19 protein-coding genes are annotated in these 21,106 nt (G+C 55.8%); 8 read left to right on the forward strand and 11 right to left on the reverse strand.

All coding sequences use genetic code 11. The features are described 5' to 3' along the window. The first annotated feature begins 203 nt into the window (after positions 1–203). Genes frdA through frdD form a run of 4 tightly spaced genes read left to right on the forward strand, consistent with a single transcriptional unit; the run spans position 204 to position 3,592 of the window. Positions 204–1,991 (forward strand): fumarate reductase (quinol) flavoprotein subunit, encoded by a 1,788-nt coding sequence (frdA, locus tag MOY_RS12165; RefSeq protein WP_009100131.1) that lies wholly within the window; start codon positions 204–206, stop codon positions 1,989–1,991. Then, entirely contained in the window at positions 1,988–2,770 is a 783-nt protein-coding gene (locus MOY_RS12170; RefSeq protein ID WP_009100134.1) for a succinate dehydrogenase/fumarate reductase iron-sulfur subunit, read from the forward strand. Before frdA ends, MOY_RS12170 begins: the two co-directional genes overlap by 4 nt. Positions 2,771–2,784: 14 nt before the next feature. Then, the gene (locus MOY_RS12175) at positions 2,785–3,180 is read left to right on the forward strand and encodes a fumarate reductase (RefSeq protein WP_009100137.1); all 396 of its coding nucleotides are present in this window, start codon (positions 2,785–2,787) and stop codon (positions 3,178–3,180) included. A 1-nt stretch (position 3,181) separates the two neighbouring features. After that, the gene (frdD, locus tag MOY_RS12180; protein WP_009100139.1) at positions 3,182–3,592 is read left to right on the forward strand and encodes a fumarate reductase subunit FrdD; all 411 of its coding nucleotides are present in this window, start codon (positions 3,182–3,184) and stop codon (positions 3,590–3,592) included. 68 nt (positions 3,593–3,660) lie between these two features. Here the strand turns inward: frdD and MOY_RS12185 are convergent, their stop codons facing one another. Genes MOY_RS12185 through MOY_RS12205 form a run of 5 tightly spaced genes read right to left on the reverse strand, consistent with a single transcriptional unit; the run spans position 3,661 to position 8,974 of the window. Then, positions 3,661–5,058: an amidase gene (locus tag MOY_RS12185; protein WP_009100141.1), complete on the reverse strand. Its 1,398-nt coding sequence runs from the start codon at positions 5,056–5,058 to the stop codon at positions 3,661–3,663. A 2-nt stretch (positions 5,059–5,060) separates the two neighbouring features. Next, the gene (locus tag MOY_RS12190; RefSeq protein ID WP_009100144.1) at positions 5,061–6,332 is read right to left on the reverse strand and encodes a Zn-dependent hydrolase; all 1,272 of its coding nucleotides are present in this window, start codon (positions 6,330–6,332) and stop codon (positions 5,061–5,063) included. Between the two features lie 18 nt (positions 6,333–6,350). Then, complete coding sequence (locus tag MOY_RS12195) at positions 6,351–7,181, reverse strand: FadR/GntR family transcriptional regulator (protein WP_009100146.1); 831 nt, start codon at positions 7,179–7,181, stop codon at positions 6,351–6,353. 11 nt (positions 7,182–7,192) lie between these two features. Next, a complete protein-coding gene (locus MOY_RS12200; protein WP_009100148.1) occupies positions 7,193–8,716 on the reverse strand; it encodes a sodium:solute symporter family protein in 1,524 nt (507 codons plus the stop codon). A 15-nt stretch (positions 8,717–8,731) separates the two neighbouring features. Further along, on the reverse strand, positions 8,732–8,974 hold the full coding sequence (locus tag MOY_RS12205; RefSeq protein ID WP_009100150.1) for a hypothetical protein: 243 nt from the start codon (positions 8,972–8,974) through the stop codon (positions 8,732–8,734). 307 nt (positions 8,975–9,281) lie between these two features. On the opposite strand from MOY_RS12205, the gene MOY_RS12210 reads away from it, so the two are divergent. The 3 genes from MOY_RS12210 (at position 9,282) to MOY_RS12220 (ending at position 12,924) form a co-directional block, all read left to right on the forward strand. Beyond that, positions 9,282–10,655, forward strand: a complete 1,374-nt coding sequence (locus MOY_RS12210; protein WP_009100153.1) for an aspartate aminotransferase family protein — start codon at positions 9,282–9,284, stop codon at positions 10,653–10,655. Between the two features lie 49 nt (positions 10,656–10,704). After that, positions 10,705–12,201, forward strand: a complete 1,497-nt coding sequence (locus tag MOY_RS12215; RefSeq protein WP_009100155.1) for a CoA-acylating methylmalonate-semialdehyde dehydrogenase — start codon at positions 10,705–10,707, stop codon at positions 12,199–12,201. Between the two features lie 102 nt (positions 12,202–12,303). Continuing rightward, positions 12,304–12,924: a TetR/AcrR family transcriptional regulator gene (locus tag MOY_RS12220; protein WP_009100157.1), complete on the forward strand. Its 621-nt coding sequence runs from the start codon at positions 12,304–12,306 to the stop codon at positions 12,922–12,924. On the opposite strand, the gene pcsA is transcribed toward MOY_RS12220, so the two are convergent. Beyond that, entirely contained in the window at positions 12,921–13,613 is a 693-nt protein-coding gene (pcsA, locus tag MOY_RS12225) for a phosphatidylcholine synthase (protein WP_443134861.1), read from the reverse strand. The two genes, MOY_RS12220 and pcsA, sit on opposite strands and share 4 nt — an antisense overlap. A gap of 212 nt (positions 13,614–13,825) precedes the next feature. Between pcsA and MOY_RS12230 the strand changes: the two genes are divergently transcribed. Continuing rightward, positions 13,826–14,278 (forward strand): GNAT family N-acetyltransferase, encoded by a 453-nt coding sequence (locus MOY_RS12230; RefSeq protein WP_009100161.1) that lies wholly within the window; start codon positions 13,826–13,828, stop codon positions 14,276–14,278. Between the two features lie 36 nt (positions 14,279–14,314). Here the strand turns inward: MOY_RS12230 and codA are convergent, their stop codons facing one another. The 5 genes from codA to MOY_RS12255 form a co-directional block, all read right to left on the reverse strand. Beyond that, complete coding sequence (gene codA, locus MOY_RS12235) at positions 14,315–15,562, reverse strand: cytosine deaminase (RefSeq protein ID WP_009100163.1); 1,248 nt, start codon at positions 15,560–15,562, stop codon at positions 14,315–14,317. Positions 15,563–15,690: 128 nt separating this feature from the next. Beyond that, positions 15,691–17,025 carry an NAD-dependent dihydropyrimidine dehydrogenase subunit PreA gene (gene preA, locus MOY_RS12240; protein WP_009100166.1) on the reverse strand — a complete coding sequence of 445 codons (1,335 nt, stop codon included), beginning with the start codon at positions 17,023–17,025 and terminating at the stop codon, positions 15,691–15,693. Further along, on the reverse strand, positions 17,022–18,401 hold the full coding sequence (locus MOY_RS12245) for an NAD(P)-dependent oxidoreductase (protein WP_009100168.1): 1,380 nt from the start codon (positions 18,399–18,401) through the stop codon (positions 17,022–17,024). Before MOY_RS12245 ends, preA begins: the two co-directional genes overlap by 4 nt. Positions 18,402–18,440: 39 nt before the next feature. Further along, positions 18,441–19,880, reverse strand: a complete 1,440-nt coding sequence (hydA, locus tag MOY_RS12250; RefSeq protein WP_009100170.1) for a dihydropyrimidinase — start codon at positions 19,878–19,880, stop codon at positions 18,441–18,443. A gap of 33 nt (positions 19,881–19,913) precedes the next feature. Then, on the reverse strand, positions 19,914–20,780 hold the full coding sequence (locus MOY_RS12255) for a nitrilase-related carbon-nitrogen hydrolase (protein WP_009100172.1): 867 nt from the start codon (positions 20,778–20,780) through the stop codon (positions 19,914–19,916). Between the last annotated feature and the right edge of the window lie 326 nt (positions 20,781–21,106).

Consider the following 21,106-nt stretch of genomic DNA (forward strand, 5'->3'; position numbering starts at 1 on the left):
ACAGTTAACTATTTATAGAGTAGATGCTGTGTCACTAAGGTAAAGTGATATAAAACTTATTTCTGCCTTTGTTGATATATGTCAATAGCCCTTTAGAGTTATGCCAAGGGCAACGTGCGGGTATGGTAAATTCAAGTAAAGAAGACATTGCTCAAGTGCGTCACTCTTAATGTGGTGTTGCTTGGCTAACGAAAGGAAATGTTATGCAGCAGCGAGATTTCGATATCGTTATTGTGGGAGGGGGAGGAGCGGGTTTGCGCGCGGCCATTGGTGCGGCTGAGCAGGCCAAAGCCCAGGGTACTCCCCAGCGTATTGCGCTGCTGTCTAAAGTTTACCCAATGCGCTCACACACCGTGGCCGCAGAAGGCGGTGCTGCTGCGGTTACCAGTGCGGAGGATTCACACCAAGCTCACTTTGATGACACCGTATCTGGCGGTGACTGGCTGGTGGAGCAGAACGTCGCCGACTACTTTGTCCATCACGCTTACCAAGAGCTGGTGCAGATGGAGCGCTGGGGCTGCCCCTGGAGCCGTAAAGACGATGGCCAAGTACAGGTGCGCCGTTTTGGTGGTATGAAAACTGCCCGCACTTGGTTTGCTGCCGACAAAACCGGCTTCCATATGCTCCACACCCTGTTTCAGACCTCGCTGAAATACCCTGAAATCGAGCGTTTCGATGAGTTCTTTGTGCTTGATCTGGCGGTACACGACGGCGCGGTCATTGGCGTGATTGCCCTGCAGATTGCCACCGGCGAACTGACCCTGCTACGCGCTAAAGCCGTGGTGTTGGCTACCGGCGGTGCTGGGCGCTTGTTCCGCTTCAATACCAACGCGGGCATTGTCACTGGCGACGGCATGGCAATGGCTTACCGTCACGGCGTGGCGCTGCGGGATATGGAGTTTGTGCAATACCACCCCACTGGCCTGCCAGGCTCCGGTATTTTGATTACCGAAGCGTGCCGGGGCGAAGGCGGTATTCTGCTCAATAAAGAGGGCTATCGTTACCTGCAGGATTACGGCCTTGGCCCGGAAACCCCGCTGGGCAAGCCGGAAAACAAATACATGGAGCTGGGGCCACGGGACAAACTCTCCCAGGCATTTTGGCAGGAGCAGCAGGCAGGACGCACCGGCAAGTTTGGCGACAGCGATGTGGTTTATCTAGACCTGCGCCACCTAGGTGAAAAGACCATCCTAGAGCGCCTGCCGTTTATCTGCGAACTGGCGAAAGCCTATATCAACGTCGACCCAGTAAAAGAGCCAATCCCCATTCGCCCAGCGGTTCACTACACCATGGGAGGGATTGAGACCAATCCTCAGTGCGAAACCTCTATTGCTGGGCTCTATGCGGCTGGGGAGTGCGCTTCAGTCGGTTTACACGGTGCTAACCGCTTAGGCTCTAATTCACTCACCGAGCTATTGGTGTTTGGCCGTTTGGCCGGTGAGCAGGCCAGCCAGCGCGCAGCACACACCGAATGGGCCGATATGCCCCTGCTGGAAGCTCAGGGCGACCGCCAGCAAGCCAAGCTGCGGCAGCTCTGTGACGGAACCGGAAGTGGTGAGAACTGGGTAGAACTCAAGCACGCCATGGTGCAGGCCATGGAGAGCGGCTGTGGTATTTATCGCACCGAAGAGGGCATGCGTCATTCTCTGGAGACCATGCGCCAGCTACGGGCGCGCTTTACTAAGGTGCGCGTTAACGATACCAGCAAGATCTTCAATACCGAGCTGCTGGAATGCCTTGAGCTGGAGTGCGGCCTGGATATTGCCGAAGCCTCTTGTTTAGGCGCGCTTGAGCGCCGTGAATCCCGCGGCGCCCATCAGCGCCTGGATGAAGGCATGCAAAAACGCGACGACGTTAACTACCTCAAGCATAGCCAAGTGTTCTACCAAGGCGAAGCGAATGCCGAGCTGCGCTGGCAGGATGTGGATGTACGGTTTTCCGCCCCGGCTGAGCGGGCCTATGGCGATGCGGGCAAAGGGGCAAAAGCATGAACACCGAGCAGACCAGCACCAAGCGTGTTAGCACTAATAACATTCGCACCAAGCAGGTCAGCGTCAAACGTTACCTGCCCGACAGCTCGGCTGAACCCTATTGGCAGCAGTTTGAGCTGCCGGTAGACGACAGCACCTCGCTGCTGGATGCCCTTAACCATATTAAAGAGCAGCTTGATAGCACGCTGAGCTATCGCTGGTCCTGCCGAATGGCGATTTGCGGCTCTTGCGGGGTGATGGTTAACGGCATTCCCAAGCTCGGTTGTAAAACTTTCCTACGCGATTATGAGGGTGAAATACGCATCGAGCCGTTAGCCCACTTCCCCGTGCAGCGGGATCTAGTGGTGGACATGGAGATTTTCCTTGAGCACTTGGCAGCGGTTAAACCCTATTTAATTGATGACAACCCAGTAAAACCTTACGACCCAAAGGCGCCGGAAACTTATCGACAGTCCCCCGAGCAGCTCGCCCGCTACAAGCAGTTTGCCAACTGTATTAACTGCGGCCTTTGTTACTCGGCTTGCCCGCAGTTTGGGCTGAACCAAGAGTTTCTCGGCCCGGCAGCGCTAACCTTGGCCCACCGTTACAACCTGGACAGCCGCGACCACGGCAAGAAGCAGCGCATGGCACAGCTTAACCGTCACGAAGGGGTATGGAGCTGCACCTTTGTCGGCTTCTGCTCCCAGGTATGCCCAAAAAACGTTGACCCGGCCGCCGCGGTCAATCAGGGCAAGGTGGAAGCGGCTAAGCACACGCTCATTGCGCTGTTTAAAGGCTAGGGGAAGGAGAGAGTATGGATAAGTTATCACCGCAACGCTTGCCGCCGCTGAAACGTAACTGGTGGCTCAAGCACCGCTTTTTTAAGCTCTACATGCTGCGCGAAGCCACGGTACTGCCGCTGGTGTTTTTCACGCTCTGTTTACTGGCCGGTATAGTCGCCCTGCTACAGGGGGCGGAAAGCTGGCAGGGGTGGATCGCCTTTATGGGCTCCCCCATTGTTCTGCTGCTAAACCTTGTTGCGCTGGTGGCTAGCCTGTTTCACGCCGCCACCTTTTTTGTGCTGTTTCCGCGGGTAATGCCGTTACGCATCGCGGGGCGAAGCCTGCCTGATCAAGCCATTGTCGCGGCACAGTGGGCCGGGGTCGTGGCAGTGGTGGTGCTGTTTATCTGGCTATTAGGGAGTGCATAAGATGAGCAAGCCAAGCATGGATAGACCCAGCATGAACAAACAGGGTACACCGCATAAACAAGCCTTTGATGAGCCGCTCTGGTGGGGGCTGTTTAGCGCAGGCGGCGTCTGCTTTGCGGTTATTCTGCCTGCCGTGATTTTATTTATTGCCGTATTACTACCTCTCGGTTTGCTGCCCCCCGAGGCGCTGAGCTACGAACGGGCATCCGCACTGCTGTTCAGTGTGCCGGGCTTTCTGTTTGTTGGGGCGGTCGTCTGCTTGCCGCTGTTTCATGCTGCCCACCGCCTACGCCACGGGCTGTTTGATATCAGCGTGGGCAAGGACGCGCTTAACAAAAAGCTGATGTACGGGAGTGCCGCGCTGCTGAGTATTGTCGCGCTAGGGATGGTAATAGTAGGGATGTTGGGTTGAATATCTTCTCCTCCTCATCGAGGCCAAGTGCATGAATATATTTATTTTTGTGAAAATGATTGAATAATTTAGCAGTTAGGTGGTGCTGGTGGCGGCAAATAGCGTTCAAGTAACTGGGCCGCATGTAGCACCTTGAGGTCTTGATATTTCCCCGCCACTAAGTGCAAACCTACCGGCAGCCCCTGTTTATCTAGCCCGCAGGGAAGGGAAGCCGCGGGCTGCTGGGTTAGGTTGAAGGGATAGCTGAACGGCGTCCAGTCCATCCAATCTCGATAGTGCTTGCCCGGTGGTACGTTGTGGCCCGCTGTAAAGGGTGCAATGGGCATCGTAGGCGTTACCAACAAGTCATAGCGTTCGTGAAAGGCGGCCATGTGGGCGGTCAATTCGCTGCGCTTACGCCGGGCGGCTAGGTAGGCAGAAAGCGATACGCCTTGCCCGCGCCGTGCAATCTCCAGAAAGCCAGGATCGAGCGCTACCTGTTGCTGTTCGTCGAGTTTTTCGAGTGCCTGCGTGGCCCCAGCAAACCAGAGCGTATTAAACGTTTTAAGCGGATCGCTAAAGCCAGGGTCAGTGCGTTCTACGGTGGCACCCAATGCTTCTAAATAAGCGATGGCTTCCTCAACTCGCTGGGCAATATCCGGAGCGACGTCTACGTAACCCAGGTTAGAGCTAAAAGCGATTCGCCAGCCTTGAAGGCTCGCTGGGGGCGGCGTGAGCCAGTCTGGCCCTGTTGGGTTTCCAGCGTAACCATCCCGGGCATCGGGCTGGGCCATAACGCTGAGCATGAGGGCGCTATCACCTGCAGTGCGTGTCATGGGCCCTAAATGAGACAGCGTGCTCATGGTGCTGGCAGGCCACTGAGGCACCCAGCCGAAAGTGGGTTTAATACCAAACGTGCCGGTAAAGCTGCACGGAATACGTATGGAGCCACCCGCGTCGCTGCCCTGATGAAGCAGGCCCAGGTTAAGCGCCGCGGCAGCCCCCGCGCCGCCAGATGACCCTCCCGGCGTTAGCTCAGTATTCCATGGGTTGCGGGTGATGCCGTGCAGCGGGTTATCGGTGACGCCTTTCCAGCCAAATTCAGGCGAGGTGGTTTTGCCAACCACAATGGCCCCGGCATTGCGTAGGTGACGGCTAATGGGCGCATCTACCTCCCAGGGGCCATCCGGAACCGTGGTGGTGGAACCCAGCCGTGTAGGCAGGCCTTTGGTTAGGGTTAAGTCTTTAATCGTCACTGGAATGCCGTCTAGCGAGCCGCAGGGAGTGCCTGCTTGCCAGCGTCGCGCGGATTCAGCTGCTAAACGGCGGGCCTCTTTACCGTTAATACAGGTGAAGGCATTCACCTTGGGGTTATCTCGCTCAATACGCGTTAAGCAGTCCTCCACCAGCGTTTCCGGCGAGAGCGAGCCCTCGCTGAAACGTGCCAATGCATCAGTTGCCGTCAGGGTTTCATAGGTATCCGCCATGGTTACTCCTCACTTTTCACACCGGCCGCATTGAGCATGGCGTGCAGTAAGACGTTACAGCCTGCGTGTACGTGCTCGGGGGTGGCGCTTTCGATCTCGTTATGGCTAATGCCATCTTTGCAGGGAATAAAGATCATGGCGGCGGGGGCGACACGGCCAACAAACATCGCATCGTGCCCGGCTCCGCTGATGATATCCATGTGTGACAGCTGCAGCTTTTCAGCGGCTTGTCGCACGCTATCCACGCATGCTTCATTGAAATGCTCAGGCGCAAAATCTGCGGTGGGGGTGAGCTCGTATTCCAGCCCGTGACGTTGGCAAATGTCTTCAACGGCGGTAGTCACCGCTTGGCCCATAGCGATTAGGGCTTCGGGTTCCCAGTGGCGCATATCCAGGGTCATTTTGACTTGGCCGGGAATCACGTTGCGCGAACCTGGGTGTAGCGTCATACAGCCCACTGTGCCGCGCCCGTGGGGTTGGTGCTCATGGGCAATCCGGTTGAGTGCTTGGGTGACTTCTGCGGCCCCCATCATGGCATCCCGGCGAAGGTTCATCGGGGTGGGGCCCGCATGGGCTTCAAGCCCTGTGAGGGTTAAATCGAACCACTTCTGACCAAGCCCTCCGATAACGACGCCAATGGCGGTGTCGGTATCTTCGAGAATGGGGCCTTGCTCAATGTGAGGCTCGAAATAGGCTTTGATCTCGTTGGGGGAGACCTCATCACTGCCGCGATAATGAATCGCGTCTAAGGCATCGCTGACCGTGACACCATCGGCGTCGGTGCGCGCCATCATGGCGTCAAACGCCAGCTCACCGGTGAATACGCCAGAGCCCATCATACAGGGGGGGAATCGGCAGCCTTCTTCGTTCGTCCACGCGACCACTTCAATCGGCGATTGCGTGGTGATGTTGTGCTGGTTTAGGGTGCGAATTACTTCAAGGCCAGACATGACACCGAAGCAGCCGTCGTATTTGCCGCCGGTGGGTTGGGTATCTAAATGACTACCTGCCATGACTGTTTTGGCTCTGGGGTCGCTACCTTCACGCCGGGCAAAAATATTGCCAATATTATCGATGCGAATCGTGCAGCCCTCAGCACGGCACCACTGAATAAACAAGTCGCGGCCCTGGCGCTCTAAGTCGGTCAGCGCTTGGCGGTTCACACCGCCCTTCGGTGTGGCCCCTAGCTTGGCCATCTCCATGAGCGACGCCCAAAGGCGATCGCTGTCAGTATGTAGGTTGGACTCTTTGATGGGGGTAACGTAGGTATTCATCTCACTCTCCTCGCAAAGTTAAACGGATGTGTGTTCCGTTAGTAAGTCATGTAGCTTGGAACGGTGATTCTGATTATTGGATGAGTCATTGCTGACCAGCATCTGCTCAGCCATTTCTGCTTCCAGCGCACTCATGTGATGTTCAGCATCGGCCATGTGCTCGGCCATGATCTGTCGCACATGCGGGGCATCTTCAGCGCGGTAGGCATCCACTAGCTGGCGGTGGTAATCCTGATTGGCGTGGTCGAACTTCTTTCGCTCCGGGACGTACGCTTTTTTAATCACCACCAAATCGCGCAGCATGTCGTTTAAGAACTGGCACATAAACGTGAGCAATGGGTTCGGGCAGGCGCGAGCCAGCAGCTGGTGAAACTCCAGCTCTAGAAAGCGCTGGTGTCGGTGATCCTCTTCATGACTCGCGCAGCAGGCGCAGGCCGACATATTGGCTTCCAGCTGTTGGAAGTCCTGCTCAGTGAGCTTACCCACCACGGAGGCCGCCAGTTCTACTTCCAGCAGTTTGCGTAACTGATATACCTGCTTGCCATCCAATTGCTGGAAGTGCAGGAAGTTACGCAGCATGCGGCTGGCAGGCTCCATGCTAGGCTGATTAATGACTGCGCCTCCTTTAGGCCCGGTTTTTAATGTGATGAGCCCCTCAACCTCTAAGATCTTGAGCGCTTCGCGCACGGTGCCCTTAGCGCTACCGTAAAGCTCCATCAGCGCTTTTTCGTTGGGCAGCCGATCTCCTTCTCCCAGTGACTCTGCGGCGATCCAGCGCTTAATGTCATCGCTAATCAGCTCGGCAAGCTTGGGTCTGCGCGGTGAGGTTGAAACAGGGGCTTGAGTCATCAACCCACTCCTTATTGGTGGTTAGCGGTACTGGTGATTTCTTGCGTATAGGCGGGTAAGCGCTCGGGGTGGTATTCGGCATCATAGTCATGGCGTGCTTGGGTAAAGCGTTCCACAACCGCTGTATCGCGGCGATGCAGTGCGTGGCTTAGCCCAACAAATAGCGCAGTGTTCAGTAATAAACCCCAGATACCTGCATGGTATCCAAACGGTGCGCTTAGCGGGCCAAAGGTCATGAGTAGCACGCAGGCAACGCCCGCCCACAAACCCGCCAGTGCAGCAGTGGGGTGAGCTTTTTTCCAGGTGATGGCCCCTATGGTGGGAATGATCAACTGCGCGGTACCCGCCAATGCTGCAATACCAATCGTGACCAATACGCCTGGTACGGTAAGAGCCATGACATAAGCCACTAACGAGAAGCCTACCAGCGATAAACGTCCGATATATACAATGCGCGCTTGGCTAGCATCACGATCGATATAGCGTTTGTAGATATCCATCGTCACCACGGTGGATACGGCGTGGATCTGCGAGTTGGCGGTGGACATAGCAGCTGACGCACCCGCTGCCATGATCAGTGATGCGAGTAGGTAAGGCGCATACTCCATCAGCATAATGGGCAAGATCTGATCAGGGTTTGCTATGTTGGGCTCAAGCAGCACGCCTGAGTAGCCAGACAGCACCGAACCGATATAGGCAAAGGCCGCCAAACCCAATAAAAACGGCATCAAGTTAAATAGCTTGCCGTGTTTAACCGAGTACATGCGTAGCCAAATTTGAGGGCCCATAAAGGCACCAATAGCGGTAATAGCAAACAGCGAGAACCACATGGAGTAGCCCATTGTGCCGTTAGGCCCAGGCAGCGTGAGATGGTCAGGAGAGGTTTGCTGAAGCTGACTAAATAATGCTGTGGGGCCACCTACCTGGGTGGAAATGTAGTAACCGGCATAGAGCATGCCGAAAAATAGCAGTGCGCCATAAATAACGTCAGTCCAGGCGATAGCACGGATACCACCAATCCATACGTAGATAATAATAATGAAGTAAAACAGCAGCGCGGCGAGCCAGAAAGGAATCAACCCACCTGAGGCAACCTCGATTAAATAAGCGCCGCCGGTTAGCTGGATCTGGAGATAAGGTACGGTGAAAATCAGCGTAATAGCGGCAACGGTAATGCGCAGTGCCTCGCTATTATAAAAATCGCCAATTAAATCTGAAGGTGTTAAGTAATTGAAACGTTTGCCTAAAAACCACACCCGTTTGCCTATCCAGTAATACATAAAGCCAAACAGGAGGTTCCAGGCCAGCGCTGTGAGAAAAACTGGCCCGTTGGTATAAAACGTGGCATTAGAGCCGAGGAACGCAAACGCGCTCCACCAGGTTGCCGCGACGGTGAAGAAGACCGCGATACTTCCCATGGCACGACCTTGGACAAAAAAGTCCTCGCTGGTTTCTTGCGATTGACGTGCCGATAAAACCCCTACCATCAAGGGGATAATCATAAAAGCTGCAATAATTAATAAGCTGCCAGTCATGGTTAATCCCCTTGGTTACAGCTGTTTAGCTGCGTGGATAGTGGATGGTTCGGGGCTGCCCCAATTGGTGAAATAAGCCACCAAAAACAGCGCCGTTAATGCAAACCACCAGAACAAGTTCCACACCAGAAGGAAGGGGAGACCCATCACCATGGGCTCTATGCGGTTAGCCAGCATAATGATGGGGCTTTCCAGCATAAAAAAGCTGAAAAGCATGCCGCTATAAATAGATAGCTTTAAGGGTGTTAAGTATTTCATAGCAAGATAGCCCTTTGTTTATGTTGGATTTGTGAGCATGAATGACAGTGCACCCAGCCAATAACAGCGCTGTTGGTGCGCATGTGCTATGCGGGTACTGCTTAGGCGTGTTCCACTGATTTTTTGTATTTATTCGTATAAATATAAGAATTAGGCGTTTTAAATCGCTACGTCAAGGTGGGTAAGCGCAATTTGGTTCTCTGTTACGTATAAATTATCTAACGTGAACAAAAGAAAAGCATAATTTTATAAACGTGTTTGGTGGCGCATGCTGTGGCTATGTCTCATAGGGCCGGAGCTGGACACCATGTTTAGTTTAAAAAGCAATACAATCTCGCAATCCTCAGAGGGGGCTATTGAAGACCGCCCCTCCCATTCTGCGCTGAATCAGCACTACTGGATGCCGTTTAGCGCCAACCGCGACTTTCATGCGAACCCGCGTGTTATTACCGGGGCGGAAGGGCGCTATTACATTGATGACCAGGGCCGTAAGTTATTCGATTCGCTTTCCGGACTATGGACCTGCGGCGCGGGCCATAACCGTGAAGAAATTCAAAAAGCCGTGGCGGCGCAGTTAGGCAGCCTCGACTTTGCCCCTGGCTTCCAAATTGCCCACCCGTTGGCGTTCAAACTGGCGGAAAAGATCGCCAGCTTAACGCCTGCTGGGCTGGATCACGTGTTTTTTACCAACTCAGGTTCAGAAGCCGCCGACACCTCGGTCAAGATGGCCAAGGCGTACTGGCGGCTCAAAGGTAAGCCGGAAAAAACCCGCATGATTGGCCGCGCTAAGGGCTACCACGGGGTGAATATTGGCGGCACCAGCCTGGGTGGTATTGGCGGCAACCGTAAACACTATGGCCAGTTGATGGACGTCACCCATCTGCCCCATACCCTTCAGGCGGACCACGCCTTCACCCGTGGCCAAGCGGAAACCGGCGCTGAGCTTGCCGATGCACTGCTGGAGCAAATTGCGCTACACGATGCCTCCACCATAGCGGCGGTGATTGTAGAGCCGATGTCAGGTTCTGCAGGGGTGATCGTGCCACCCAAAGGCTATTTAGATCGGCTGCGCGAGATTTGCACCGCCCACGATATTTTGCTGATTTTTGACGAGGTTATTACCGCCTTTGGGCGCAGCGGCGCAACCACCGGCGCTGAAGCCTTTGGCGTGACGCCGGATATCATGAACGTGGCCAAGCAGATCACCAACGGCGCGATCCCCATGGGGGCGGTGATTGCCTCTAGTGAAATTTTCGACACCTTTATGCATGCAGGCGGCCCCCAGCACGCCGTTGAGTTCCCCCATGGCTATACCTATAGCGCCCACCCGGTGGCTTGCGCCGCGGGTCTGGCGGCGCTTGAAATGATGGAGCGTGAGAACTTCCCCTCTCAGGTCAGCGCCATTGCGCCTACCTTTGAGCAGAAGCTGCATGCCCTGAAAGGCCGCAACCATATTGTCGATATTCGTAACTACGGCTTAGCCGGTGCGATTCAGCTAACGCCCCGGGATGGCGACCCAACAATTCGCCCCCGCGATGCCCACATGGCGCTCTGGGAAGCGGGCTTCTACGTTCGTTACGGCGGCGACACGCTGCAGTTTGGCCCCCCCTTCGGCACCACCGAGGCTGAGTTAGAGCGGCTGTTCGATGCCGTAGCCACCACCTTGGATTCATTAGCATAAGATGCGTTAGCGTCACCTTCACTGCCATAACCTGTTTTGGAGTTACCGTATGAGCGTTGTTTCCCACCTGATTAACGGCGAGTTAGTTGAAAGTAAGCGCACGCTGGAGGTCACCAACCCCTCAACGGGCCAAGTGATTCGCCAAGTCGCTGATGCGGATGCCGCCGATGTAGAGCGTGCCATTTCCGCTGCCCAGGCGGCCTTTCCCGCCTGGCGCGATACACCGCCTGCCAAGCGTACCCAAGTGATGTACCGCTTTAAGCAGTTACTGGAAGAACACGCCGACCGCTTGGTGCAGTTGGTCAGTGAAGAGCATGGCAAGACGGTGGAAGACGCCATGGGCGAGCTTAAGCGCGGCATCGAGAACGTCGAGTACGCCTGCGGCGTGCCGGAGCTATTAAAAGGCGAGTACTCCCATAACGTGGGGCCGGGCATTGATGCCTGGTCTAACTTCCAGCCGCTGGGCGTGGTGGCGGGCATTACCCCGTTTAACTTTCCCGCCATGGTGCCGCTGTGGATGTACCCGATGGCGATTGCCTGCGGTAACACCTTTATTCTGAAACCTTCCGAAAAAGACCCATCGGCGGCCATGGCCGTGGCCGAACTGCTGCAAGAAGCGGGGCTGCCTAAAGGTGTGATGAATGTCATCCACGGCGGGCGCGAAGCGGTGGAAACATTGCTAGATGCCAAGGCGGTTAAAGCCATTTCGTTTGTGGGTTCCACGCCCGTGGCGGAAGCGATTTATTCCCGTGGCTCGGCGGCGGGCAAGCGCGTTCAGGCCTTGGGTGGGGCGAAGAACCATGCGGTGGTTCTCCCGGACGCCGACCTGGAGAACGCCGCCAATACGCTCATGGGCGCCGCCTACGGCAGCTGCGGCGAGCGCTGCATGGCGATTTCGGTGGCGGTATGCGTAGGTGATGAGACCGCCGATCGGCTAGTTGAAACCCTGCTGCCTAAAATTGCCGAGCTCAAGGTGGGTCCCGGCACCGATAAGGGCTTGGATATGGGGCCGCTGGTCACCGCAGAGCATCGCGATAAAGTGCTCGGCTTCATCGAAGATGGTGTTAACGCCGGGGCAACGCTGGTTGCCGACGGCCGCAGCCTGAAAGTGTCCGGTCATGAAGAGGGCTACTTTGTCGGTGGCTGCCTGTTCGATAACGTCACCGCTGAAATGCGCATTTATCAGGAAGAGATCTTCGGCCCGGTACTCTGCGTGGTGCGGGTTGGCAGCTTAGATGACGCCATGCAGCTGATCAACGACCACGAATACGGCAACGGCACCTGCCTGTTTACCCGCGATGGTGAAGCTGCCCGGCGCTTTACCGATGGCATTGAAGTGGGCATGGTGGGGGTAAACGTACCGCTACCGGTGCCTGTGGCCTATCACAGCTTTGGTGGTTGGAAACGCTCGCTGTTTGGGGACCTCCACGCCTACGGGCCAGACTCAGTGCGCTTCTATACCCGCCGTAAAGCGGTCTCCCAGCGCTGGCCTTCGGCGAGTGAAGCCACACGGGCGGAGTTCTCGTTTCCTACTAACCAGCGTTGACGCCGCAGGCTAACTGCGCCATCTTCTCTGCACCACCGCTGGGCGGTGGTGCATTTTTTTGTGCGTATTTTTCAGCGGTCAGGGTCGCAAGGGACGAGCAGCGTGGCGAGAACACAGGACGAAATCCGGCAAACGAACGTAAAAAAGATTCTACAAGCGGCGGAGCAGCTGTTTGCTGAGAAAGGTTACGCCGGTGCCTCGATGGGAGAAATCGCCCAACTGGCAAATATTCCCAAATCTAACGTGCACTACTACTTCTCTACAAAGAAAGCGCTTTACCAAGAAGTGCTGCTGGCGCTGTTAGAAGTGTGGAAGCAAGACGCGCTCTGTTTCGAGCTATACGATGATCCTCGCGTAGTGCTCACCAGCTACATTCGCGCCAAGATGAATCACTCCCGCTACCGTGCCCACGGCTCCAAAATCTGGGCAGCGGAGGTCATGCAGGGCGCTCCGATTCTGAAAGATCGCCTGCGCGATAATCTTTATGAATGGGCCAAGCTGAAAGAGTCGAAAATCCGCGAATGGATCGAGTCCGGCCAGATTACCCCCGTCGAGCCCTCTTACCTGCTCTATATGATCTGGGCCTCCACCCAGCACTACGCCGACTTCGACTATCAAATTGCGTTGCTGAACGACGATAAACCGCTGGACGATTTGCAGTTTGAAAAAGCCGTTCAGTCAGTGACCACGGTAATTTTAAGAGGCATTGGGCTGACGGCTTAGCCCTGTAACGATGGCTTTTCTTGAACAGTACGCCAAACGCACATCCCCGCGAAGTAAACAGAGGTCAAGCCTAAGCCCCACAGCGCCCAGACGGCGTGATCAGTGCTTGAGAGAATTAACGAGGTCGTGCACACACACCACAACAGCGTGACGGCGATATTGAGCGGCATAAATAGACGCACGCGAAACGGGTGCAGAAACTTCATTTTGGTCACGGTCAGCACCGCCAGGACGAGGATCGCTGCAAACGTGATGAAGGGGGGTAAATCAAGAATATAAAAATAGGCCGCGGCAATATTCCAAGCGGCGGGAAAGCCAACGAAGTAATTATCCTGGCTTTTCATATCGACGTTGCAGAAGCAGAACATCGACGATAGAAGAATAATAAAGACGGAGATCAGCCCTAAATAGGGTGGCAACTCAATGAAGTAGTAAATAAACAGAGCGGGAATAAACGCCCAGGTGAGGTAATCAATCACCATATCCAGCGTCGACCCATCGAAGTGGGGCAGTACGGACTTCACCTCATATTTGCGTGCCAGGGTGCCATCAATCCCGTCGATCATCATCGCCGCCCCTAGCCAGAGTAGGCATGCGACGGGATTATTGTCGATCAGTGAAAGCAGCGCCATTGTGCCAAGCAGCACCCCGCTGGCGGTAAATACGTGCACGCTCCACGCCTTATATATCGAAGCGCGGGATTCGGTATTTGAAGAAAGCGATTGGACCACGGTAACCCCAGTGGGAACGCGTCGTCCCCTTGCTGTTAGATGGATTAATAAGCGTTTAAAAGACGATACACTACTATAGTTAAATCGTCAGGAAATACACGGCGCAGCACTAAGCGCTGTGTCGAAACATTGCTACGGTAAGTTAGCGCAAAAAACAGGAGAGTTAGCGCATGACCCACGTCCGCTCTGCCACGATTCATGATCTTGATGCATTAACCGAGCTGTTAGATGGCTATCGGCAGTTTTATCAACAGCCAAGTGATATTCAAGCAGCGCGTGACTTTTTGCGCCAGCGCTTTGGGCAGGCGGACTCCCGCATTTTGGTGAGTGAAGGCGTTGATGGCGCGCTCACAGGGTTTGTTCAGCTCTATCCAGGTGTTTCCACCGTAGGCTTGAATGCGCGCTGGACGTTGAACGACCTCTTTGTGCTGCCTGAGTGTCGTGAAAAAGGAACGGGCCGAGCGCTCATGGAAGCCGCCACCCAGCTTGCCCGTGAGCATGGCGTGGCACGCTTGATATTAATGACCCAGGTAGAGAATGAGCGTGCACAACACCTTTATGAATCGCTGGGCTGGCAGCGCAACACGGCGTTCTACGGCTATTTACTGGACGTTAACGCATAACCGTCTAGAAACGCCTTGAGCGGGTGTTCATTGGCATTAGCCAAGCCACTGGGGCGTGGTGATTTTGGCTGGCTCGCGCTGCATGATGATCTCGCCCTGGCGTACCGAAAGCAGCACTTCGCCCTGGGTGCGTAGCACGCTGTAATCATCTTCGCCGTCCAGCAGGTTGAAGCTGGCGGGTTTGCCGACCTCAATACCGTAACGCTCCTCAATATTCATTGTGCGGGCGCTGTTGTCGGTAATCAGCGAAAGCGCCTGGCTGAAGTCCTGATAGCCCATCATTTGGCAGATATGCAGGCCAAAATCGAGCGTTCTCAAAAGCTTGCCATTACCCAGCGAGTACCAGGGGTCAAAGATGGAATCCTCGGCAAAGCAGACGTTAATGCCCGCTGCGTTGAGCTCTTTTACGCGCGTCACGCCGCGCCGTTTCGGGTAGGTGTCAAAGCGCCCCTGCAGGTGAATGCTTTCGGTAGGGCAGGATACGAAGTTGATGCCCGAGCGTTTGAGCAGCAGAAACAGCTTGGAGCAGTAGGCGTTGTCGTAGGAGTGCATGGCGGTGGTGTGACTGGCGGTCACGCGGCTGCCTAAGTCGTTAAATAGCGCTTCGCAGGCCAGCACTTCTAGAAAGCGTGAATTGGGGTCGTCAATTTCATCGCAGTGCACATCCACCAAGCGGTCGTACTTAATCGCCAATTCGATCACTCGCTTCATGGAGGCGACGCCCAGCTCCCGGGTATATTCGAAGTGAGGAATACCGCCGACAACGTCAGCGCCGAACTCCAATGCCTCTTCCATCAGCTTTTCGCCGCCAGGGTAAGAGAGCAGGCCATCTTGTGGGAAAGCGACGACTTGTATGTCGATTTTATCTTTCAATTCATCGCGCAAGCCGCATAGGGTTTTAAGCCCGATCAGGCTCGGGTCGCTGGTATCGGCGTGGGTGCGCACAAACTGCACGCCGTTGCTAATCAGCAGGTTGAGCGTTTTAAGTGCCCGCTCGCGAATATCCGCTTCGGTCAACATAGGCTTACGTTCGCCCCAGCGCTCAATACCTTCAAATAGCGTGCCGCTCTGGTTCCAGTGTGGCTCGCCTGCGGTGAGTGCAGCATCCAGGTGGATATGCGGCTCGATAAAGGGGGCGCAAACAAGCTTGCCACCCGCATCAATCTGCCTATCGTCTGCCTTCAGTGGCGAATCTTGTACGGTAATGGCGCTGAACGTACCGTTCTCAATCTCAAGCCGATAAAGTTCAGGGCGCTGGCGAATGCGGGCGTTAATGATCTGCATGTGAATGCTCACTTAGTGCATAGCTGTTAAAAAGACGTATTGCTTAGCGTAGCGTGCTTTAAGCGTAGCAGCACAGCGTTGACCGCCCTCGTGAGATGAGGGCGGGGGTTGATCGGCTAACAGGGCGATTAAGAGGCGACGCGGAAAGGGTTACGCGGGTCGTTGTCCCAGGCGAGGAAGGGCTTGCCGGTCTCTTGAGGTACCATGGTGATGCAGTTTTCTACTGGGCAGGTGATTTGGCACAGGTTACAGCCTACACACTCATCCTCGATTACCTCGTAACGGCGTGCGCCGTCCTGCTCGGTGAGTTTGGCAATCGACTGGTGGGAGGTATCCTCGCAGGCGATATAGCAGCGGCCGCACTCGATACACAGATCCTGGTCGATGTGGGCAATGGTCTTGAAGTTGATATCCAGGTGTTTCCAGTCGGTGGTTTGGGGCACTGCCTTGCGGGAGAACGCTTCAATTGAGTCGTAGCCTTTCTCCGCCATCCAGCGGGAGAGGCCGTCTTTCATCTCTTCCACAATCCTGAAACCGTTCAGCATCGCCGCGGTGCACACCTGCACGCTGCCAGAGCCGAGGGAGATAAACTCCGCCGCATCGCGCCAGGTGGAAATGCCGCCGATGCCGGAAATTGGCAGCGTTGCGGTGGCGGGGTCGCGGGCGATTTCCGCCACCATATTCATCGCAATGGGCTTAACCGCGCTGCCGCAGTAGCCGCCGTGGGTGCTCTGGTGGCCCACGGTGGGCATGGCGACCATGTTGTCCAAGTCAATGCTGGTGATGGAGTTGATGGTGTTGATCAGCGACACCGCATCCGCGCCGCCACGCAGCGCCGCCTGAGCACCTACGCGGATATCGGTGATGTTGGGTGTAAGTTTCACAATCACCGGCTTGGAGTAGTGCTTTTTACACCAGTAGGTGACTTTTTCGATCAGATCCGGGTTTTGGCCCACCGCGGCGCCCATACCGCGCTCCGGCATGCCGTGGGGGCAGCCCAGGTTAAGCTCGATACCGTCGGCACCGGTAGCTTCCACTAGCGGTAAAATGTACGCCCAGGCCTCCTCATTGCAGGGCACCATGATGGAGACGATCAGTGCGCGGTCTGGCCAATCCTTTTTCACTTGGGTGATCTCTTGAAGATTGATCTCCAGTGAACGGTCGGTAATCAGCTCGATATTGTTAAAGCCGATGACCTCGCGGTTTTTGCCGTAGTGGGCCGAATAACGTGAGGAAACGTTCACCGCCGGCGGCTCTTCGCCGAGGGTTTTCCATACCACGCCGCCCCAGCCCGCTTCATAGGCGCGCACCACGTTATAGGCTTTATCCGTTGGTGGGGCCGAGGCCAGCCAGAACGGGTTGGGGGCTTTGATGCCGGCAAAATTTACCGAAAGATCAACGCCATTAACCACGCTGTCGCCGCTGTTTTTCTTGCCGGGTGGGGTAAACGGTAAGGTGCTCATGCGGCCTCCTGCTTGGCGGTAAGCGCTTGATGAATGGCGTGGGCCGCCAGTTTGCCGTGCTGCACGGCCTGTACGGTCAGGTCTTGGCCGGGTTGAACGCAGTCGCCCCCGGCATATACGTTGGGCATCGAGGTTTGGAACATCTCGTTAACGTGAACGCGCTCGCCGTCGCGGGCGAGTTCTGCCGCCGTGGCATCATGCAGGCTCTTCGCGTCAAAGCCCTGGCCAATGGCCTTGAAGATCGCATCAGCAGCAATCTCAAACGTCTCACCCGTGGGTGCTAAGCGTCCTGCCTGCTCAGAAGTGTTGGCAAAACGCATGCCTGCCACTTGCCCTTGCTCATTCAGCAGTATCTCATCGGGCTGCGCCCAGATGACCATGCGCACGCCGTTGGCCTTAGCGATCTCTTGTTCGTGATCGGTAGCGGACATCGCGTCTACGCCACGGCGGTACACGAGGGTTACTTCGCTGGCGCCTAAGCGGGCCATTTGAGTGGCCATATCAATCGCGGTGTTACCTGCGCCAATCACGATGCAGCGCTTAGCGACCGCAAGAGTGCCCAAGTCATCGGTTTGGCGCAGGGTTTTGATGTAGTCCACCGCAGGCATCAGGCCAGGGGCGTCCTCACCGGTAAGCCCTAACGCTCGGCTGGCACCAAGACCTAACCCGAGAAAAACGCTGTCATACTGCTGGTGCAGGGTGTCGAGGGTCAGGTTATCGCCCAGACGCTGGCCGTACTGGATGTCGATGCCACCGATTTCGAGCAAAAACTCGACTTCCTTGCGGGCGAAGTCGTCGGTCATTTTGTAGCGGGCAATACCGTACTCGTTGAGACCACCAGGCTTCTGTTCGGCTTCAAATATCGTTACTTGGTGGCCCAGCATGGCGAGGCGATGGGCGCAGGAAAGCCCAGCAGGACCCGCCCCCACCACGGCAATATGGCGGCCAGTGGTGGCGGCGCGTTTGAACGGGTGGCTCTCAAACTGCATGTTGTCGGTGGCGTGGCGCTGTAATAAACCGATGAGCACCGGCTGACACTCGGCATCATGGTTACGCACACAGCTGCGTTCGCAGAGGATTTCCGTGGGGCACACGCGGGCGCAGCTGCCGCCCAGAATGTTGGCCTCCAGAATGGTTTCAGCCGCGCCGTTGATGTTGCTTTCGCTGATTTGGCGGATAAAGCTTGGAATGTCGATTTCCGACGGGCATGCTTCCACGCAGGGCGCATCATAGCAGTAGAGGCAGCGCTGGCTTTCGATGATGGCTTGGCGCGGCGTTAGTGGTGGGTGCAGGTCGCTAAAGTTATGCTTCAGCGCCTCAGGGTCGTAGGTGCCGACCTCTTTTGCGCTGGGTAAATGATCAAGTGAATGGGTCACGGTCGTTTCTCCATTGCTCTGTTCTTTAGTGAGGGCGAGTTAGCGTGTTACCGCGACGGGCGCGTTTAACTCAGCGCGTTTGGCGAGCAGTTCAAATACGCCGGGGTAGGCGGGGCGCTCTAAGTAGCGGCCTGCACCACGCTCGGCGTGTAGCTCGCCGTCGCGCCATGTCCACTTGCCTTGGCTGATGGTGTGGCGGGCGATGCCGCGCACCGTTTTGCCCTCAAAGATATTGAAGTCGACGTTCTGGTGGTGGGTTTTGGCAGAAATCGTCCGCGTACCGTTCGGGTCCCAGACCACAATGTCGGCATCGGAGCCGACCTGAATCGCACCTTTGCGCGGGTAGAGATTAAAAATTTTGGCGGTATTGGTGGAGGTCACAGCGACAAACTCCTGGGGCGAGAGCTTGCCGGTGTTCACGCCCTCATCCCACAGCACCGCCAAACGGTCTTCCACCCCGGCAGTGCCGTTGGGAATCTTGGTGAAGTCATCTTTACCGGCGGCTTTCTGCTCTTCGCAGAAGCAGCAGTGGTCGGTGGCGGTGGTTTGCAAATTGCCGGATTGCAGGCCATGCCAGAGCGCTTCTTGATGGCCTTTGGGGCGGAAGGGCGGGCTCATGACGTGAGCGGCGGCGGTTGCCCAGTCGGGGTGCTGATAAACGCTGTCGTCGATCACCAAGTGACCCGCTAAGCATTCGCCAAACACCGGGTGGCCCTGTTGGCGGGCGTAGGCGATTTCGTCTACCGCATCTTTGGTGGAAACGTGGACGAGATAGACAGGGGCGCCAAGCGTGCTGGCAATGCGAATCGCACGGCTGGCGGCTTCGCCTTCCACTTGGGGTGGTCGAGAAAGCGGGTGGGCTTCCGGCCCGGTAATGCCCTGGGCCAATAACTTCTGCTGCATGTGGTAGACCAGCTCGCCATTTTCTGCGTGAACAGTGGGCACGGCCCCTAGCTCCAGGCAGCGAGAAAAGCTCTCTACCAGAATGTCGTCGGTGGCCATGATCGCGCCCTTGTAGGCCATAAAGTGCTTGAAGCTGTTAACGCCGTGTTCGCGCACTAGCGTACCCATCTCCTCTTTAACGCTCTCGTCCCACCAGGTAATTGCCACGTGGAAGGCGAAGTCAGTCGCCGCTTTTTCCGCCCAGCCTTGCCAGGTTTCAAAGGCTTCCAGCAGCGACTGGCCGGGGCTTGGAATGACAAAATCGATAATCGTGGTCGTGCCACCTGCCATGGCCGCGGCGGTGCCGGTGTAGAAGTCTTCGCTAGCGACGGCGCCCATAAACGGCATCTGCATATGGGTATGGGGGTCAATGCCGCCGGGCATGACCAGCTGGTCGCTGGCATCGACGATCTCGCAGCCTTCAGGGATGTCTAGGTCGGTGCCAATGGCGTGGATTTTGCCGTCAACACACAGCACATCTGCGCGGTAGGTATCAGCGTGGGTGACAACGGTGCCGCCTTTGATCAATAGGCTCATGGTTTGCTCCTGCGTAACGTTGACTAAGAGGGCTTATTCGCCGTCGGTGAGGCGGGTGTAGGTCTCAGGGCGGCGGTCACGGAAGAACTGCCAGTTGTTGCGCACCTCACGCACCATGTCCAAATCGATCTCGTGTACCAGCAGCTCGTCTTCGGTTTCGCTGGCCTGGGCCTCGATTTTGCCGCGCGGGTTAACGATGTAGCTGGAACCGTAGAAGTCGCCGATGTTCCACGGCGCTTCAGTACCCACGCGGTTAATAGCGGCAATAAAGCAGCCATTGGCGGCGGCGGAGGCGGGCTGTTCAAGCTCCCACAGGTATTGGGAAAGCCCGGCCACAGTGGCGGAGGGGTTGAAAATTACCTCGGCGCCGTTGAGCGCCAGCGCCCGCCAGCCTTCGGGGAAGTGACGGTCGTAGCAGATATAAACGCCGATTTTGCCGTAAGCCGTATCAAACACGGGCCAGTTGGATTTGCCCGGCTTAAAGAAGAATTTTTCCCAAAAGCCCGCTACTTGGGGGATATGGGTTTTATGGTATTTGCCCAGGTAGCTGCCGTCGGCATCGAATACCGCAGCGGTGTTGTAGTAAACGCCGGTCTCGGTCTCTTCATAGATGGGCACGATGATGACCATGCGGTGTTTGGCCGCCAGCTTCTGCATCATTTGGCAAGTGGGGCCTTCCGGCACCCGTTCGGCGGCGGCGTACCACTTTGCATCTTGGCTAGGGCAGAAATAGGGTTGGTTAAATACTTCTTGAAAACAGAGTACCTGCACGCCTTGTTCGGCGGCCTGCTCAACCAATGGCAAATGCGCTTCATTCATCGCGTCACGAATGGCGGCAGGTTCTAAGTCAGTGGTGGTTTTAAGGCCCATCTGAATTAAGCCAATCTTCATTTTCTGCATGTTACAGCCCTCTCTTCTCATACGCGCCAACCGCATGCGGGCGCATGTCGGTTCGTTTCCGGTCATGTGAGGAGTCGTGGATTAACGCCTCTCAAACGATGGCTGCGTGGCGTGCAGTGGTGCTCCCCTTTGCTTTTTGTAAAGCATAAGATGGAAGCGATTATTGTTGTTTTATAAAAGTTGTCATATTTGACAGCTTTTTGAACATAGACCGTTATGGTGTGCTATTTCAAGATTTTTTTGAAATTACTTTAACTCTTTGATTTGTTAAATGTTTTATGAGTTTTATGGGTTTTTTGACTAAATTGGTGACTGCCTGCACTGTA

Origin of the sequence: Halomonas sp. GFAJ-1, from assembly GCF_000236625.2 — a bacterium.
Classification (GTDB): domain Bacteria; phylum Pseudomonadota; class Gammaproteobacteria; order Pseudomonadales; family Halomonadaceae; genus Vreelandella.